General features: G+C 72.0%; 14 protein-coding genes. 5 read left to right on the forward strand and 9 right to left on the reverse strand.

Translation table 11 applies throughout. From position 1 onward, the window contains the following. Window positions 1-25 precede the first annotated feature (25 nt). The 5 genes from QSK22_RS27865 to iolC are packed head-to-tail and all read right to left on the reverse strand — an operon-like array spanning window position 26 to window position 6193. Entirely contained in the window at window positions 26-1525 is a 1500-nt protein-coding gene (locus QSK22_RS27865; protein ID WP_285497383.1) for a CoA-acylating methylmalonate-semialdehyde dehydrogenase, read from the reverse strand. After that, on the reverse strand, window positions 1522-3423 hold the full coding sequence (iolD, locus tag QSK22_RS27870; protein ID WP_285497384.1) for a 3D-(3,5/4)-trihydroxycyclohexane-1,2-dione acylhydrolase (decyclizing): 1902 nt from the start codon (window positions 3421-3423) through the stop codon (window positions 1522-1524). Before iolD ends, QSK22_RS27865 begins: the two co-directional genes overlap by 4 nt. Window positions 3424-3427: 4 nt before the next feature. Then, a complete protein-coding gene (gene iolB, locus QSK22_RS27875; protein WP_285497385.1) occupies window positions 3428-4324 on the reverse strand; it encodes a 5-deoxy-glucuronate isomerase in 897 nt (298 codons plus the stop codon). Further along, a complete protein-coding gene (locus QSK22_RS27880) occupies window positions 4321-5190 on the reverse strand; it encodes a Cgl0159 family (beta/alpha)8-fold protein (RefSeq protein WP_285497386.1) in 870 nt (289 codons plus the stop codon). Before QSK22_RS27880 ends, iolB begins: the two co-directional genes overlap by 4 nt. Beyond that, window positions 5183-6193, reverse strand: a complete 1011-nt coding sequence (iolC, locus tag QSK22_RS27885) for a 5-dehydro-2-deoxygluconokinase (RefSeq protein WP_502872383.1) — start codon at window positions 6191-6193, stop codon at window positions 5183-5185. The genes QSK22_RS27880 and iolC overlap by 8 nt, the downstream gene beginning before the upstream one ends. Window positions 6194-6397: 204 nt before the next feature. On the opposite strand from iolC, the gene QSK22_RS27890 reads away from it, so the two are divergent. Together QSK22_RS27890 and QSK22_RS27895 are read left to right on the forward strand one after the other, a co-directional pair. After that, on the forward strand, window positions 6398-7444 hold the full coding sequence (locus tag QSK22_RS27890; protein WP_285497388.1) for a LacI family DNA-binding transcriptional regulator: 1047 nt from the start codon (window positions 6398-6400) through the stop codon (window positions 7442-7444). A gap of 542 nt (window positions 7445-7986) precedes the next feature. Further along, window positions 7987-9162, forward strand: a complete 1176-nt coding sequence (locus QSK22_RS27895) for an acyl-CoA dehydrogenase family protein (protein ID WP_285497389.1) — start codon at window positions 7987-7989, stop codon at window positions 9160-9162. A gap of 79 nt (window positions 9163-9241) precedes the next feature. Here QSK22_RS27895 and QSK22_RS27900 read toward each other — a convergent pair whose 3' ends face one another. Next, entirely contained in the window at window positions 9242-9790 is a 549-nt protein-coding gene (locus QSK22_RS27900) for a hypothetical protein (protein ID WP_285497390.1), read from the reverse strand. A gap of 365 nt (window positions 9791-10155) precedes the next feature. On the opposite strand from QSK22_RS27900, the gene QSK22_RS27905 reads away from it, so the two are divergent. The 3 genes from QSK22_RS27905 to QSK22_RS27915 all read left to right on the forward strand — a co-directional run bounded on the left by QSK22_RS27905 (window position 10156) and on the right by QSK22_RS27915 (window position 12430). After that, window positions 10156-10722 (forward strand): G5 domain-containing protein, encoded by a 567-nt coding sequence (locus QSK22_RS27905; protein ID WP_285497391.1) that lies wholly within the window; start codon window positions 10156-10158, stop codon window positions 10720-10722. A gap of 487 nt (window positions 10723-11209) precedes the next feature. After that, entirely contained in the window at window positions 11210-11665 is a 456-nt protein-coding gene (locus tag QSK22_RS27910; RefSeq protein ID WP_285497392.1) for an Lrp/AsnC family transcriptional regulator, read from the forward strand. Between the two features lie 111 nt (window positions 11666-11776). Further along, a complete protein-coding gene (locus QSK22_RS27915; protein WP_285497393.1) occupies window positions 11777-12430 on the forward strand; it encodes a LysE family translocator in 654 nt (217 codons plus the stop codon). Between the two features lie 25 nt (window positions 12431-12455). Here QSK22_RS27915 and QSK22_RS27920 read toward each other — a convergent pair whose 3' ends face one another. The 3 genes from QSK22_RS27920 to QSK22_RS27930 all read right to left on the reverse strand — a co-directional run bounded on the left by QSK22_RS27920 (window position 12456) and on the right by QSK22_RS27930 (window position 16650). Next, window positions 12456-14717: a terpene synthase family protein gene (locus tag QSK22_RS27920; RefSeq protein ID WP_285497394.1), complete on the reverse strand. Its 2262-nt coding sequence runs from the start codon at window positions 14715-14717 to the stop codon at window positions 12456-12458. Window positions 14718-14914: 197 nt separating this feature from the next. Beyond that, window positions 14915-15109, reverse strand: coding sequence for an acyl-CoA carboxylase subunit epsilon (locus QSK22_RS27925; RefSeq protein ID WP_285497395.1), 195 nt, complete (start codon window positions 15107-15109; stop codon window positions 14915-14917). Continuing rightward, complete coding sequence (locus QSK22_RS27930; protein WP_285497427.1) at window positions 15106-16650, reverse strand: acyl-CoA carboxylase subunit beta; 1545 nt, start codon at window positions 16648-16650, stop codon at window positions 15106-15108. The genes QSK22_RS27925 and QSK22_RS27930 overlap by 4 nt, the downstream gene beginning before the upstream one ends. Window positions 16651-16671 lie beyond the last annotated feature (21 nt).

Consider the following 16671-nt stretch of genomic DNA (forward strand, 5'->3'; position numbering starts at 1 on the left):
TTGTCCTTTCCGGGGGTGGGAGCGTTCAGCCGGCGGTCGGGAAGCTGAACGCGGCGGGGGACGCGGAGGTGTGGCGCTGCGGCCACCTGGAGGTGATGACCTTGGGGCGGGTGTAGAACCGCACGCCCTCGGGGCCGTGGATCGGGCTGTCGCCGATCAGCGAGTCCTTCCAGCCGCCGAAGGAGTAGTAGGACATCGGCACCGGGATCGGCACGTTCACGCCGACCATCCCGACGTTCACCGCGCGCTGGAACCGGCGGGCCGCGCCGCCGTCCGCGGTGAAGATCGCGGTGCCGTTGCCGTACGGGTTGGCGTTGATCAGCTCGATGGCCTCGTCCAGCGTCCGCACGCGGACGACGGCCAGCACGGGGCCGAACAGCTCCTCGCGGTAGGCGTCCATGGCGGGGGTGACGTTGTCCAGCACCGAGGGGCCGACGAAGAAGCCCTCCTCGTAGCCGTCCACCTTGAGCCCGCGCCCGTCGACGACCACGGTGGCGCCCTGCGCGGCGGCCTTCCCGACCGCGGCCTCGATGCGCTCCCGCGCCGCCTGCGTGATCAGCGGGCCCATGTCGGTCTCCGGGGCGTCGCCCGGGCCGACGCGGACCGCGCGGGCCCGCTGCTCCAGGACGGCGACCAGCGCGTCGGCGGCGTCCCCGACGGCCACCGCGACCGAGATCGCCATGCAGCGCTCCCCGGCCGAGCCGAACGCGGCGGAGGTGAGCTGGTCGGCGACGAAGTCCAGGTCGGCGTCGGGCAGCACGACGGCGTGGTTCTTGGCGCCGCCCAGCGCCTGCACCCGCTTGCCGCCCGCGGTGGCGCGCTCGTGGACGTACCGGGCGATCGGGGTGGACCCCACGAACGACACCGCGGCGATCCCCGGGTGGTCGAGGACGGCGTCCACCGCCTCCTTGTCGCCGTGCACGACGTTGAACACCCCGTCGGGCAGGCCCGCCTCGGCGTACAGGCAGGCGATCAGCGAGGACGCCGACGGGTCGCGCTCGCTCGGCTTGAGCACGAAGGTGTTGCCGGTGGCGATCGCGATCGGGTGCATCCACAGCGGCACCATGACCGGGAAGTTGAACGGGGTGATGCCCGCGCACACCCCCAGCGGCTGCCGGATGGTGTGCACGTCCACACCGCGTGACACCTGGTCGGAGTGGCCGCCCTTGAGCACCTCGGCGATGCCGCAGGCGTACTCGACGACCTCCCGGCCGCGGACGATCTCGCCGCGGGCGTCGTCGATCAGCTTGCCGTGCTCGGCGGAGACGATCTTCGCCAGTTCGTCCTCGTGCTTCACCAGCAGCTCGCGGAACGCGAACATGATCCGCGTCCGCTGCGACAGCGAGGACTCCCTCCAGGTCTCCAGCGCCGTGCTCGCGGCGGCCACGGCGGCGTCCACGTCGGCCGGGGAGGCCAGCGGCACCCGCGCCCGCTCCCGCCCGGTGGCCGGGTTCCACACCGGGGCGGTGCGGGTGGAGGCGCCCTGCGTGGGCGCTCCGTTGATCCAGTGGTCGATGGTCGTCACGGCGTCTCCTCCGGTGGCGCTGTCAGGTAGTGCCGCTGGGCCTGCTTGGCGGCGGCGTAGGTCTCGTAGGCCGTGCGGGTGCTGTCCAGCTCGGACACCTGGCTGACCGGCACGTCCCACCAGCCGGTGCCCGGCGGGTTCGGGCCGAGCGGGTCGGTCTCCACGTGCACCACGGTGGTGCGGTCGGCGGCCTTGGCCTTGGTGATCGCGGCGCGGAACTCCTCGACGCCGTTGGCGCGGATGACGTCGGCGCCCAGGCTTGCGGCGTTGGCCGCAAGGTCCACGGGCAGCACGCCGCCGTCGAGCAGGCCGCTGTCCGGGTCGCGGTAGCGGTACTGCGTGCCGAAGCGCTGGGATCCCAGGGACTCCGACAGCGACCCGATCGAGGCGAACCCGTGGTTCTGCACCACGATGACGATCACCTTGACGCCCTCGGAGACCATGGTGACGATCTCCTGCGCCATCATCAGGTAGGACCCGTCGCCGACCAGCACGAACACCTCGCGGCTCGGGTCGGCCATCTTGGCGCCCAGGCCCGCGGCGACCTCGTAGCCCATGCAGGAGTAGGCGTACTCGACGTGGTAGGCCTTGGGGTCGCGGGCCCGCCACAGCATCTGCAGGTCGCCGGGCATGCTCCCGGCCGCGTTGATCACCACGTCCCGGTCGTCGGCCAGCTCGTTGAGCGCGCCGAGGATCTCGGTCTGCGCGGGGAGCGGGCCGTGGCCCCGGTGGTAGCACTCGTCGGTCGTGCGCCGCCAGTCCTCGGCCAGGCGCCGGGCGCGCTCGGTGTGCGCGGGGTCGGTGCGCCAGCCGGACAGCTCGGCGGCCAGCGCCTCCAGGCCGCGGCGGGCGTCGGCGACCAGCGGCAGCGCCGAATGCTTCACCGCGTCCAGCCGCGCCACGTTGAGGTTGACGAACGTGACGTCCGGGTTGGCGAACACCGTGTGGCTGGCGGTGGTGAAGTCGCTGTAGCGGGTGCCGATGCCGAGCACCACGTCCGCCTCGGCCGCCAGCGCGTTGGCCGCGGCGGTCCCGGTCGCGCCGATGCCGCCGACCGCGCAGGGGTGGTCCCAGGGGACGGCGCCCTTGCCGGCGTGGGTGTCGGCGACCGGGATCCCCGTCGCCTCGGTGAAGCGGCGCAGCTCCTCGGCCGCCTCGGAGTACACCACCCCGCCGCCCGCCACGATCAGCGGCCGCCGCGCGGAGCGCAGCAGCGCGGCCGCCCGCCGGACCGTCTCGGGCTCGGGCGCCGGGCGGGGCACCTCCCACACCCGGCGGCGGAAGAAGTCGACCGGCCAGTCGTGGGCCTCGGCCTGCACGTCCTGCGGCAGGCACAGCGTGACCGCGCCGGTCTCCGCCGGGTCGGTCAGCACCCGCATGGCCGCCAGCGCGGCCGGGATGAGCTGCTCGGGACGGCTGATCCGGTCGAAGTACTTCGACACCGGGCGGAACGCGTCGTTCACCGACACGTCCCCGGCCCGGGCGTCCTCCAGCTGCTGCAGCACCGGATCCGGGGCGCGGGTGGCGAACATGTCGCTGGGCAGCAGCAGCACCGGCAGCCGGTTGGTGGTCGCCAGCGCCGCGCCGGTGATCATGTTGGTGGAGCCGGGGCCGGTCGACGCGGTGCACGCGAAGGCGGCCATGCGGTTGCGCATTTTGGCGAACGCGCTGGCGGCGTGCACCATGCCCTGCTCGTTGCGCGCCAGGTAGTAGGGAAGGTCGGCGTCCTTGGTGTGCACCGACTGCAGCAGCGCCTGGCCGAGCCCCGCCACGTTGCCGTGCCCGAAGATCCCCCACACGCCGGGGATGAGCCGCTGCGTGACGCCGTCGCGCGCGCTCCACTGGCCGGCCAGGAAGCGGACGAGCGCCTGCGCGGTGGTCAGCCTGATCGTTTCCATCGGTTCAGCCGTCCTTCCGGGTGGGCCCGGCGGCGGAGGTCAGCGGCACCCGCGGGTCGAGCGCGGCGGGGTCCCACGTGCTCCGCACCCAGGCGTGCGCCGGGTCGTCGCAGATGAGCCAGGCCCGTTCGGGGTCGGGGCCGGCCATCACGTTGAGGTAGTACAGGTCGTAGCCGGGGGCGGCCATGGAGGGGCCGTGCCAGCCGTGCGGGATCAGCACCACGTCCCCGCTGCGCACTTCCGCGAGCACGTCGATGGGGCGGTCGGGCGTCCCGTAGACCCGCTGGTAGCCGAAGCCCGGCCCGGCGGGGCCGCCCGCGACCTCGAAGTAGTAGATCTCCTCCAGGCGGCTCTCGCCCTCGCGTGCCTCGTCGTGCTTGTGCGGCGGGTAGGACGACCAGTTGCCGCCGGGCGTCAGCACCTCGCACACCAGCAGCCGGTCGGCCGGAAAGGTGTCCGGAAGGCAGTAGTTACTTACCTGGCGGCTGCAGTCGCCCGAGCCGCGCGGCTCGACGGGCACGTCCTCGGCCGCGCCGTAGCGCACCGGCAGCCGCCGCTCGCAGCGCGCCGACGGCAGCGCGAACCGGCCGCCGTCCCGGCTGCTGATCACGGCCTCGGCGTCGCGCGGCAGGTAGGCGAAGTCGGTGACGCGGGTGAAGACGCATCGTCGGCCGACCAGCTCCAGCGACTCGCCGTCGCACTCCACCCGGCAGCCGCCCGACAGCGGCAGCACCAGATGTTCGGCGTCCCCGGTGGTGATCGTGTGCGAGCCGCCCGGGGGCAGCTCCAGCACGCGCAGCCCGGAGAAGCCCCAGCCCGCCGACTCCGGCGTGATCACCGTCGGGAACGGCCCGTCGGCGGACCGCCCGGCCTTCACATGCAGCTCGACGTCGGCGCTCACAGCAGGCTCACCGCCCGGTCCACGGCGCCCGCCACGTCGTCGTCCGCCGGGTACAGCAGCGAGCGGCCCACCACCAGGCCGCGCACGACCGGCAATGCCAGGGCCTCCTTCCAGGACGCGAAGGCGGCGTCGGCGTCCTTGACCTCGCCGCCGAGCAGCAGCACCGGCAGCGTCGTGGCGGCCAGCACCCGCTCCATCTCCGGGACGACGGGCAGCTTCAGCCAGGTGCGAGCGGAGGTGGCGCCCAGCCCGGAGGCGATCGCGATCGACTTGATCACCGCGTCCGGGGTCAGGTCGTTGCGCAGCCGCCCGTCCTGCCAGGCCGACAGGAACGGCTCCACCATGGCCACCAGCCCCCGCTCGGTCAGCTCGTTCACCGCGCGCGCCGAGTTCTCCAGGATCGACGGGGTGGCGGGGTCGGCCGGCGCGATCCGGGTGAGCATCTTGCCGCCGTCGAAGCCCATCTCGGCGATGGTGGCGGCGTCGTAGCCGGTGAACCGGTCGTCGATCTCGAAGCAGGACCCGGCCAGGCCGCCGCGGTTCATGGAGCCGAACACGGCCTTGCCGTCCAGCGCGCCGAGCAGCAGCAGGTCCTCAAGGATGTCGGCGGTGCCCAGCACGCCGGTGACGCCCGGGCGGGCCAGCGCGACGCACAGCCGCTCCAGCAGCTCGGCCCGGTCGGCCATCGCCATCGGGTTGCCGCCGACCGCCAGGGCGCCGCGCGCCGGATGGTCCGCCGCGATGATCATGGCGCGGCCGCCGCCGCCGAGCGGGGCGGCCGCCTTCACCCGGCGCTCGGCCGCCCGCCTGATCGCGCCGGGGTCGTTCGCCCGGGTCTCGATGATCTCCCGCAGCCGGTCACGCATGGTTCACCTCGTCGTTCGCCTTTCCGTGCACGTCGCCCGGGCGCGCGTCGGGGCACGCGCCGACTCGCTCGTCTCGCCGGGCCTCTTGCCAGGCGCCGAGCCGCGCCAGGACCTGTTCCTCGGTCGGCATGGCGGCCGAGCAGGCAAGCTCGCCGGCGACGTGCGCCCCGGCGGCGTTGGCGAACGAGATCGTCCGCCGCAGGTCCCAGCCCGCCAGCAGGCCGTGGCACAGCGCGCCCCCGAACGCGTCGCCCGCGCCCAGCCCGTTGACCACCTCCACCGGCACGGGCGGGACCCGCACCGATCCGGCGTCGTCGACCGCCAGCACACCGCGCGGCCCCTGTTTCACCACGGCCAGGGAGACGCCGTGGTCGCGCAGCGCCGCGGCGGCCCCGTCCGGATCGCGCACGCCCACGGCCGTCGCGCACTCGTCGAGGTTGCCGACGGCGACCGTCACGTGCTCCAGCGCCTTGCGCACCCAGGAGCCCGCCTGCTCGCGCGAGTCCCAGAACATCGGCCGGTAGTCCAGGTCGAGCACGGTGATGCCGCGCCGTCCCCGGGCCTCCAGCGCGGCCAGGGTGGCCGACCGGCTGGGCTCCTCGCACAGGCCGGTCACCGTCACCCAGAAGATCCGGGCCGCCCTGATCGCGTCGAAGTCGAGTTCGTCCGGCGTGATGTCCAGGTCCGGGGCCTTGGGCGCCCGGTAGAAGTACAGCGGGAAGTCGTCCGGCGGGAAGATCTCGCAGAACGTCAGCGGCGTCGCCAGCCCGGCCGACTCGCCGACGAACCGGGCGTCGACGCCGTAGCCCGCCAGGGTCTGGCGGACGAAGACGCCGAACGGGTCCGCCCCGGTCTTGGTGATCACGGCCGAACGCCGGCCGTACCGGGCCGCGGCCACCGCCACGTTGGTCGGGCTGCCGCCCAGGAACCTGCCGAACGCGTCGACGTCCTGGAGCGGCACCCCGGACCGCAGGGGGTACAGGTCCACGCCGACGCGCCCCATCGTCAGGACGTCGAACGCCCCGGTCTCCTCGGACGGCGGTGGTTCGACCCGGTTCACGTAATGCCTCCCCTGGCGTTGGCCTGCGGCTGGGAACTGTCGCGATCTACTAGAGCGCTCTAGGACCGGTACTATGAGCCTGGTCACTCGGTGATGTCAAGAGTCGGAAACATCCAGTTCGGCGATTCGTAACAGCGGGAGAGAGCAGTGCGCGACGCGGAGGGGGCCGAGCCGGACAAGAGCAGAGGCCGGCGCCCCACGATGGAAGACGTCGCCGCACGGGCCGGGGTGTCGCGGGCGCTGGTGTCGCTGGTGTTCCGCGGCAAGCCCGGCGCCAGCGCGGCGACCCGTGAGCGCGTTCTGCGCGCCGCCGACGAACTGGGCTACCGTCCCGACAACGCCGCGCGCCTGCTGGCCAGCGACCGCAGCCGCACCCTCGGCGTCATGCTGACCGTGCACCAGCCGTTCCACGGCGACCTGGTCGAGGGCATCTACCCCGAGGCCGAACGGCTCGGCTACGACGTGCTGCTGTCGGCCACCGGGCCGGGGCGCGACGAGCGCAAGGCCGTCGAGGCGCTGCTCGGCCACCGCTGCGAGGCGTTGATCCTGCTCGGCCCGAGCGCGCCGGCCGAGCACCTCGACGAGCTCGGGCGCCGCACGGTCACCGTGGTCATCGGCCGCCGGGCGCCCGGCGCCCACGTCGACACCGTGCGCACCGCCGATGCCAAGGGCATCCGGCAGGTCGTCGACTACCTGGTCGAACTCGGGCACCGCGACATCGTCCACATCGACGGCGGCCGGGCCCCCGGCGCCGCCGAACGCCGCCGCGCCTACCGCGCCGCGATGCGCCGCCACGGCCTCGGCGACGCGCTGCGGATCATCCCGGGCGACCACACCGACGAGGCCGGGATCGCCGCCGGCAAGACCCTCCTCGCCGAGGGCCGGATGCCCACCGCCGTGCTCGCCGGCAACGACCGCTGCGCCATGGGCCTGATGCACGCCCTGCGCAGCTCGAACGTCGAGATCCCGCGCGACCTGTCGGTGGTCGGCTACGACGACGTCCACCTGGCGCACCTGTGGCCGTTCGACCTGACCACCGTCCGGCAGAACGCCGACGGCCTCGCCCAGCACGCGGTCCGCTGCGCCGTCGACCGGCTCGAGGACGGCACCGTCCCGCCCCGCGAGATCCTCCTCGAACCCAAGCTCGTCGTGCGGGGCACCACCGGCCCGCCGCCGGACGGGCGCCGGGGTTAGCCCCGGGGCGCGGCGGTGGTGCCGCGGACGACCAGGCGCGAAGGCGGGTGGTTCCGGGTCGGATAAGCCGGGATCGGGCAGGCTCCGGTAGGCGGCGATGACGCGTCCGGCGGCCGGCGACCGGTAGAGGGCGGCGCGCTCGGCCAGCCCGGACGGGATCCGCTCGTCGGGGAGCCCCAGCGCCCGGATGAAGCGCCCGAGGATCTCGGTCGGGCGCACGGGCCGTATGACCGTCCCGGTCATACGGCAACGCCGATCTCGTTGACGTGCCCGCGCAGCCGGTCGGCGCCGCGGGAGCTCCCGGTCATCGTGCTGCCTTCTGGGAGGGGGAAGGAGCTGCATGCCCACGTTCGGAAAACCGGCCTGTCAAGGCGGGGCGCGGTTCCCATGACGGCGTGTCTCAGCACGGCATGGGGGGTTTTCGAGGGGGCTGACGGCGCGGGCGCGGCCGGTCGCGGTCGCCGCCGTCGTGGATCTCAGCGGCGTCCCACGGGGAGGGCGATCGTGCGGGTGCGGCGGAACCTGTGATGAAGTGGGAAACCGTGACGAAGACACCGATTCATCCCGAGGCGCTGTTCGCCGTCGATGGCCTGCTGACCGACGAGGAACGCCAGATCAGGGCGACCGTGCGGAAGCTGTGCGACAAGGAGCTGCGCCCGCACCTGGCCGACTGGTTCGAGGACGGCCGGATCCCCGCGCGCGAGTTGGCCCTCCGGTTCGGCTCGCTCGGCGTCCTCGGCATGCACCTGACGGGGTACGGCTGCGCGGGGCTCGGCGCCGTCTCCTACGGGCTGGCCTGCCTGGAGCTGGAGGCCGCCGACTCGGGCCTGCGCAGCCTGGTGTCGGTGCAGGGCTCGCTGGCCATGTACGCGATCTGGAAGTACGGCACGCAGGAGCAGAAGAACGAATGGCTGCCCGCGATGGCGGCGGGCGAGCGCATCGGCTGCTTCGGCCTGACCGAGCCCGACTTCGGCTCCGACCCGGCGCGGATGCGCACCCGCGCCCGCCGCGACGGCGCCGACTGGGTGCTCGACGGCACCAAGATGTGGATCACCAACGGGAGCGTCGCCGACGTCGCCGTGGTGTGGGCGCAGACCGATGAGGGCATCCGCGGCTTCCTCGTCCCGGCCGGGACGCCGGGGTTCTCCACCCGGGACATCGGGCGCAAGCTGTCCCTGCGCGCCAGCGTCACCAGCGAACTGGTGCTGGACGGGGTGCGGCTGCCCGAAAGCGCGCTGCTGCCCGGCGCGCGCGGCCTGTCGGGCCCGCTGGGCTGCCTGAACGAGGCCCGCTTCGGCATCGTCTTCGGGGCGATGGGCGCCGCGCTGGACTGCCTGGAGACCGCGATCGCCTACGCGGCCGACCGGGAGGTGTTCGCCCGCCCGCTGTCGTCCTTCCAGCTCACCCAGCAGAAGCTCGCGGACATGGCGCTGGAGCTGGGCAAGGGCCTGCTGCTGGCGATCCATCTCGGCCGGCTCAAGGAGGCGGGCACGCTGACGCCCCAGCAGGTCAGCGTCGGCAAGCTGAACAACGTCCGCGAGGCTTTGCAGATCGCCCGCACCTGCCGGACCCTGCTCGGCGCAAACGGCGTGACGCTCGAATACCCGGTGATCCGGCACGCGGCCAACCTGGAGTCGGTGCTGACCTACGAGGGCACGTCCGAGATCCATTCCCTGGTCGTCGGCCGCGCCCTGACCGGCCAGAACGCCTTCGCCTGACGGCTTTCGACGTGCGCGAGTCCGGGGACGCCAATCCCCGGACTCGCGAACCGTCAGTTCACCTTGACGTCAGGTCGGATCAGCCGCCGGCCTTCCACCTGTAGGCGCCGTTCTTGTAGCCGCGGATGATGACGTACGGCTTGTAGGTCTTGCGGTTCCCCGTGTAGTAGAACTTGCCCTGCACGGTGGACGTCGCGTAGCTCCAGTTCTTGGGGTGGGTCACCGACTTCTTGGCCCAGCCGCGCCACACGTACACCTTCTTGTTGGCGGTGTAGGCGGTGAAGGTCGCCTTGTAGGAGCGGACGTAGCGGCCGTCCCAGCACCAGTACAGGCGGTTCTTGACGTAGAACAGCCAGTGGGTCTTCTTGGAGTTCTTGTAGCCGCGGGTGCGTTCGTAGTACCCGCACCGCTGGGCGGCCTTGATGGCCGCGGTCTCCTTGGCGCTGTACGGCTGCCCGGCGCGCTTGGCCTCGGCCAGGAGCTGCCCCTTGGAGATCGACCCCTGGGTCGTGGCGGTCACCTCCTTACCGGGGTTGTCCTGAGTGGCGGCCTGTGCGGCCGGACCCACGGCCAGGAGTCCGGCGGTGAGGGCGCCGGAGACGATCGTCAGCGTGGCAACACGCCGCATGCGTTTCTCCTCCATGCTCGGAGATAGGGGGTTTGAGTGGGCGGTACTACCGTAGAGCGCGCTCGGTACCGCTTCACTCGTTTTTCGCCTTCTCTGATGCGCGCGGCGGGCGGCCGGTTGCAGGCTCCGCGGAACTTTTTTCGTCCCAATCCGGACATATCAAACCTTGGAACAAATCACGGTCATAGCCCTTGCCAACCAACCCCGCGAACCACATCCGGCGCTCGCCGCGCCCGCGCCTCCCGGGACGCCCCGCACCGCGCCGCAAAGCGCGCGGATCTGTCCCAGGGCTCTACGGGACAGATGTCCCTGTCGCCCCGACTAGGCCCCCGCGTACCGTGATTTCGCTCTACGGAGGGAAATCGATGAGACGTACCGTCACGGCCGTCGTGGTGTCCGGTGCCCTGCTCAGCCTCGGCGCCACATGCGAGCCGACCGCGGCCCCGTCGCCCACGGCGTCGGCGACCGCGTCGGCGAAGGCGGCGGGCGCCGAGCCTTCCACCACCGCGAGCACGGCGTCGCCGAAGGTCGACAAGCGCACCGTCACCGAGACCGAGGTGATCCCCTACAAGACCCGGCGGGTGAAGGACCCGAACCTGGCGAAGGGCACCACCAAGGTGAGGAGCCGGGGCCGCAAGGGCATCAAGAAGCTCACCTACGAGCTCACCTTCACCAATGGCAAGAGGACGCGTAAGAAGCTGATCCGCCAGGTGGTCACCAGGGCACCGGTCACCCGGATCATCGCCGTCGGCACCAGGCAGTCCGCGCGCTGCGACCCTAACTACAGCCCCTGCGTGCCGATCGCCAGCGACGTCGACTGCGCGGGCGGCGGGGGCAACGGCCCCGCTTACGTGCGAGGTCCCGTCCGCGTCATCGACACCGACATCTACGACCTGGACAACGACGGCGACGGCATCGGCTGCGACGGCTGACCCCGCATGAGCGCGCCCCTTCCGGTCCGCCCCCGGGAGGGGCACAAGCGCCCAATCCCCAAGCACATCAACCCAGCCAAGACGCAAGCAGCGCAAGCGAACACGTCACACATGCCGCCACCCTGTCCCCGGCCGAACCAGAACAGAGCCGCACCCGTACCGGCCGGCCTGCAGCGCCGCACGCTTCCAGCGGCATGTGCGGCCCCGATCGCCGCAGCGCCATGCGGCGGGCGGCTTCCGCAGCGCACCCACGGGCGGCGGCGGTTTGCGCGGCGGCGTGGGTACGTCGTCCACAGCGCGGGCAGCCCGCAGCGGCGACGCGTTCGGCAGCGTCAGGCCCCGCGGGACGTGGGGCGGGCTCAGTTCGGTGCAGGGGCGACCTCGGATGGCGGGTCTCGGAGACCGCTGGATCGGCCCAGCGGCTCTGCCTTGCCGGTGCGGCCGCCTCGCACGGTGGGCGACGGTCGAAGCCTGGCAGCATGGCCACATGGACCGGATCGATCGCAAGATCCTCCGTGAGCTGCAGGATGACGGGCGGCTCAGCAACACCGAACTGGCCGACAAAGTGGGGTTGACTCCGTCGCCGTGCCTGCGGCGCGTGCGGCAGCTCGAACGCGACGGGGTGATCCGCGGTTACCGGGCGCTGCTGGACGGCGCGGCGCTGGGGCGCGGCTTCCAGTCGTTCGTCACCATCGTGATGCGGCAGGAGGACCAGGCCACGGTGGCCGAGTTCGAACGCAGGGTCGCCGAACTGCCCGAGGTGGTGGAGGCGCACCGGCTGTTCGGCGATCCGGACTACCTGCTGCGCGTCGCCGTGGCCGACATCGCCGCCTACGAGCGCTTCTACACCGACGTGCTCTCCGGCCTGCCCGGCATCGCCCAGCTGACCTCGCATCTGGCGATGAAGGTGGTCAAGTCCGACCGCGGCCTGCCGATCACGTGACGGAACCTGCGGCGCGTTTTGCGTTTCTGCGCAATTTCCTGCCATCGACGCGGCCGACGGCGGCATGATCGGTCATCGCGTGCCAAGCGTTCCCGGTTAGCTTCGGGGGGCATGGACACGCGCGAGCTGCTGCTGTTCCTCGGTGTGGACCTGCTGCTGGTCTGCACTCCGGGCCCCGACTGGCTCTACGTCATCGCCCGGAGCCTCAGGCAGGGGAAGCGGACGGGTCTGGCCGCCGTCGCGGGCATCTGCGCGGGCTATACCGTCCACACTGCGGTCGCCGCCGCCGGGCTGGCCTCCGCGCTGCGGAGCGTTCCGGCCGCGCTGCCGGTGCTGCGCTACGCGGGCGCCGCCTACCTGGTCGTGCTCGCCGTGCGCACGCTGCTGGCACTGCGCCGCCACGCCCCCGGTGAGGCGGACGGCTCCGCGACCGCCGACCCACGGCACCCGCTGGCGGAGCCGACGCGCGTCGTGCTGCGGCAGAGCCTGGTCATCGCCCTGCTCAACCCCAAGGGACTGCTGCTGTACCTGTCGCTGATGCCGCAGTTCGTCTCGCCGGACGCGGCCGTCCCGATCAGCGTGCAGTTCGCCACGCTCGGCTGCCTGCACGTCGCGCAGTGCGCCTGCGTCTACGGGGCGGTAGCCGTCGCGGCGGGACGCGCCGGCGCCGCGCTCACCGCCGACGCCAGGGCGTCCCGGCGCATGACCGCCGTCTCGGCGACGCTCCTGCTGCTGGTGGCCGCGTTCTCCCTCGGCGCCCAGTGATCCGGGCCGCCGGGGCCGCCGCCTGCTACCGGCGGTCGGGGTAGCGGCGGCGCAGGTCGGATTCGGTGTAGCGGCGGCACTTCTGGTGCCAGTTGAGGATTCCGGCGAGCCAGTTCTGCAGGTCCAGGACGTAGCCGTCGAGGAGGGCGCGCGCCTCTGCGTCGAGGTCGAAGTCGTCGTAGAGCACCGGCAGTTCGAAGTTGGCGGCGCGCTGGAACTGCCGCAGACGCGCGTTCAGCAGGTCGTGGACGATGAGCACGGCGGTCGGGTAGTCGCAGCCGAAGAAGTTCTCCACCACCAGGCCGGCGTTGTGCAGGTCGCCCTCGAACTCGATCTCCTTCTGGTAGGAGAACAGGTCGTTGAGCAGGCACGCGACGTCCATGGCGGCGTTCTCCAGCGACCGCATGGGGCTGGTGTCGTAGATCTCCGGGGGCACGTGGTACCAGCGGCTCAGCCTGCACAGCGAGATGGTCAGGTCGGAGCCGAAGGTGCGGCGCCGCATCTCGATGTAGTCGACCGGGTCGGGGACGCGGTTGTGCGCCTGGTTGTCCAGCTCCCACAGCCAACTGTCGATCATGTATTCGACGGCGGTACGGAGCCGCCGGCGGGCTTCGACGGCCATCGGGCCCGCGGTGCGCTTCCACAGGTCGGCCAGCGACCGCTCCAATGCGTTCACCGCATGCGGCACGGCCTCGGGGTCCTCCACCGGCATGAACAGGCGCAGGCGCTCGTTGCAGGCCTTGGCCCCCGCCAGGTCGCGGAACCGGCCGAACACCACGGGGTAGTAGTCGTCGCCGTAGGTGCCCCAGGTGAGCCAGCAGGACGCCAGGGTCAGCTCCTGCGGGGTGGCCCGGGGATGCAGACCGGCCGCGCACAGCGGGAGGTCGAAGTCGCGCAGGTCGCCCTCGCTCCAGATGTCGGAGAACGGGACGCCCGGCTGGGCCCGCAGTATGCCCATGCGTTCCGCCCACTCCACGACCTCTTCGCGCGACCGCTCCAGGTGGGGGCTCAGCGTGAGGGGGAACGGGATGTCGATGTCGGGGACCAGCGACGGCCCCGCCTTCCGCGGGGCGAAGGTGTATGTGCGGGCGCGGCGCAGCAGCGTTTTGAGGTTGAGCCCCGACGTGCCGAGGCCGCGCAGCGCCCCGGGACGGCCGACGTCCAGGTCCTTGTTCATGTAGCGGCTGGAGCGCATGTGCCACTCGTGCCCGCCCGCCTGCCAGTCCTGCAGGCCCTTGGCGTAGGCCAGGACGCGCGCGCAGCCCTCCGGGTCGAGCCCGGTGTCGGCGAACAGCGGCGGCAGTTCGGTGGCGGCGGTGTGCTCGAACTGCTGCAACCGCGACGTCAGTACGTCGTTGACGGCGTCGGCGGCCTCCTGCGTCGAGCATCCGAAGAAGGTCTCCAGCACCAGCACGCCGTTGTTGAGCTCGCCCTCCTGCTCGGTCTCGCGCTGGTAGGAGAACAGGTCGTTGCGCAGGTGCACGCCGTCGGAGAAGGTGTCGCGCAGCACCCGCAGCGGCCGCGAGTACGCCACCAGCGCGGGGACCTCGGCGTTGGCGGCGTGCTCCACCAGGCACGCCGACCAGGGCGCCCCGCCGACGCGGCGGCGCATCTCGATGTACTCGACCGGGTTCGGCACCCGGTTCTGGTCGATGTTGGCCAGCTCCCACAGCGACTCGTTGAGCAGGTGGTCGGTGTGCTCGCGGAACCGCACCCGCCAGGCGCGGGACATGGCGGGGATGGTGCGCGCCCACAGGTCGGCCAAGCCCGCCTCGACGGGGTTGCGCGGCTCGGGCGTCGGCCCGCCGTCCGGCGGCATGAACAGCGGCAGCCGGTCGAGGTGGGCCTTGCCGCCCTCGCGGTCGCGGGTGCGTTTGTACTTCTCCAGGAAGTGGTCGTCGAAGAAGAACACCCATACGTACCAGTCGGTGATGAGACTCAGTTCGTCGGCGTCGCAGTCGGGGTGGGTGTAGGCGCACAGCAGCGCGTAGTCGTGGTCTTCCAGGTCCTGGTCGGTCCAGACACCCGAGCCCTCCAGCATCTGCATGTCGCGGGCCCACCGGCGGGCGTGGACGCGTGCGGCGTCGACATGCGGGTTCAGCCGGGCCGGGTACGGCATGTAGAAGTCCGGCAGTTCGAACGGCTTGCCGCCGGCGGGCTCGCTCGTGCCCGCCTCCCGCCCCCGCGCGGCGAGGCGCGCGGCGGAGGTGCCCAGCCCGGTCGGCCCCGCCGGCCGGCCGTTCCGGACCGCCGTCTCCTCACCTGAGGTCGTCTGGAACACGCTCATCGCCACATCCCTGCCGATTCGGGGCCGCCGGACCAGTGATTCGCCTCAAGTATTGGCACGTGCGCACTCTGTGACCAGACGCGTAAGGGGCGGTGACGGTGACATTGCGCTGCCGTCCGCTAACGAACGTGTCACGCCGAGGTGATTGTGTGTTCCAACGGTGCAGGTGAGGCCGCCGTTGCTAGGGCGACGGGTGTCTACAGGCCTGGCCGCCATCCCACCTGGGACCGGCCGACCCACGTCACCTCGTCCCGGCCCCGGCACCACGCGGCGGGCTCGGGCCGCGGCGGCGGGCCGGGGGCGGTACGGCCCGCCAGGGTGAGCAGCACGGCGACGACGGCCGCCAGCTCCTCCTCGTCCGGGTGGCCGCGCACCACCTTCAGGACGGTCACTGCGGCTGGTTCCCGTGCTTGCGGCTGGGCAGCTGGGCGTATTTGGCGCTAAGCATCTCCAGCGCCCGGATCAGGGTCCTGCGGGTGTCGGCCGGGTCGATGACGTCGTCCACCAGGCCGCGCTCGGCGGCGTAGTAGGGGTGCATCAGCGCGGCCCTGTACTCCTTGACCATCCGGGCGCGCATGGCGTCGGGGTCGTCGGCGGCGGCGATCTGCTTACGGAAGATCACGTTGGCCGCGCCCTCCGCGCCCATCACCGCGATTTCGTTGGTCGGCCAGGCGTAGGTGAGGTCGGCGCCGATGGACTGCGAGTCCATCACGATGTACGCGCCGCCGTACGCCTTGCGCAGCACGACCGACACGCGCGGCACGGTGGCGTTGCAGTAGGCGTACAGCAGCTTGGCCCCGTGCCGGATGATGCCGCCGTGCTCCTGGTCCACGCCGGGCAGGAACCCCGGCACGTCCAGCAGCGTCACCAGCGGGATGTTGAACGCGTCGCACATCTGGACGAACCGCGCCGCCTTCTCCGAGGCGTGGATGTCCAGTACGCCCGCCAGTGTCATCGGCTGGTTGGCGATGACGCCGACGAGCCGGCCGCCCAGGTGCGCCAGCGTGCAGATGACGTTGGTCGCCCAGCGTTCGTGCACCTCCAGGTGCTCGCCGTCGTCGACGATCTCCTCGATGACCGCGCGCATGTCGTACGGGCGGTTGCCGTCCACCGGCACCAGGTCCAGCAGCGCCGCGCCGTCCCGGTCCACCGGGTCGGACGTGGGACGCGGCGGCGGGCTCTCCCGGTTGTTGCTCGGCAGCAGCGACAGTAGGTACCGCACCTCCGCCAGGCAGGTCTCCTCGTCCTCGTAGACGAAGTGGCACACCCCGGAGGTCTCGGCGTGCACGTCCGCGCCGCCGAGTCCGTTGTGGGTGATCTCCTCCCCGGTCACCGCCTGGACGACATCCGGGCCGGTAATGAACATTTGCGCGGTGCCCCGCACCATGAACACGAAGTCGGTCAGCGCCGGGGAGTAGGCGGCGCCCCCGGCGCACGGCCCGAGCATCACGCTGATCTGCGGGATCACCCCGGACGCCCGGGTGTTGCGCTGGAAGATGCCGCCGTACCCGGCCAGCGCCGTGACTCCCTCCTGGATGCGCGCCCCGGCGCCGTCGTTCAGCGACACCAGCGGCGCCCCGGCGGCGATCGCCATGTCCATGATCTTGTGAATCTTGCGGGCGTGCGCCTCGCCGAGCGCCCCGCCGAAGATGCGAAAGTCGTGCGCGTAGACGAACACCTGCCGGCCGTGCACGGTGCCCCAGCCGGTGACCACCCCGTCGGTGAAGGGCCTTTTGTCCTCCAGTCCGAAGCCGGTCGCCTGGTGCCGCCGCAACGGCTCGACCTCGTTGAACGACCCCTCGTCCAGCAGCAGCCCGATGCGCTCGCGGACGGTGAGCTTGCCCTTGGCGCGCTGCGCCTCGGTGGCCCGCTCGCTCGGTCCCTTGGCCGCCTCGGCCTTCAGCCGGGCCAGCTCGGCGACCCGGTTGCGCATCCGCGGTTCGGCCTGCTCTGC

The organism is Actinomadura sp. NBRC 104425, assembly GCF_030269545.1.
Classification (GTDB): Bacteria; Actinomycetota; Actinomycetes; order Streptosporangiales; family Streptosporangiaceae; genus Spirillospora; species Spirillospora keratinilytica.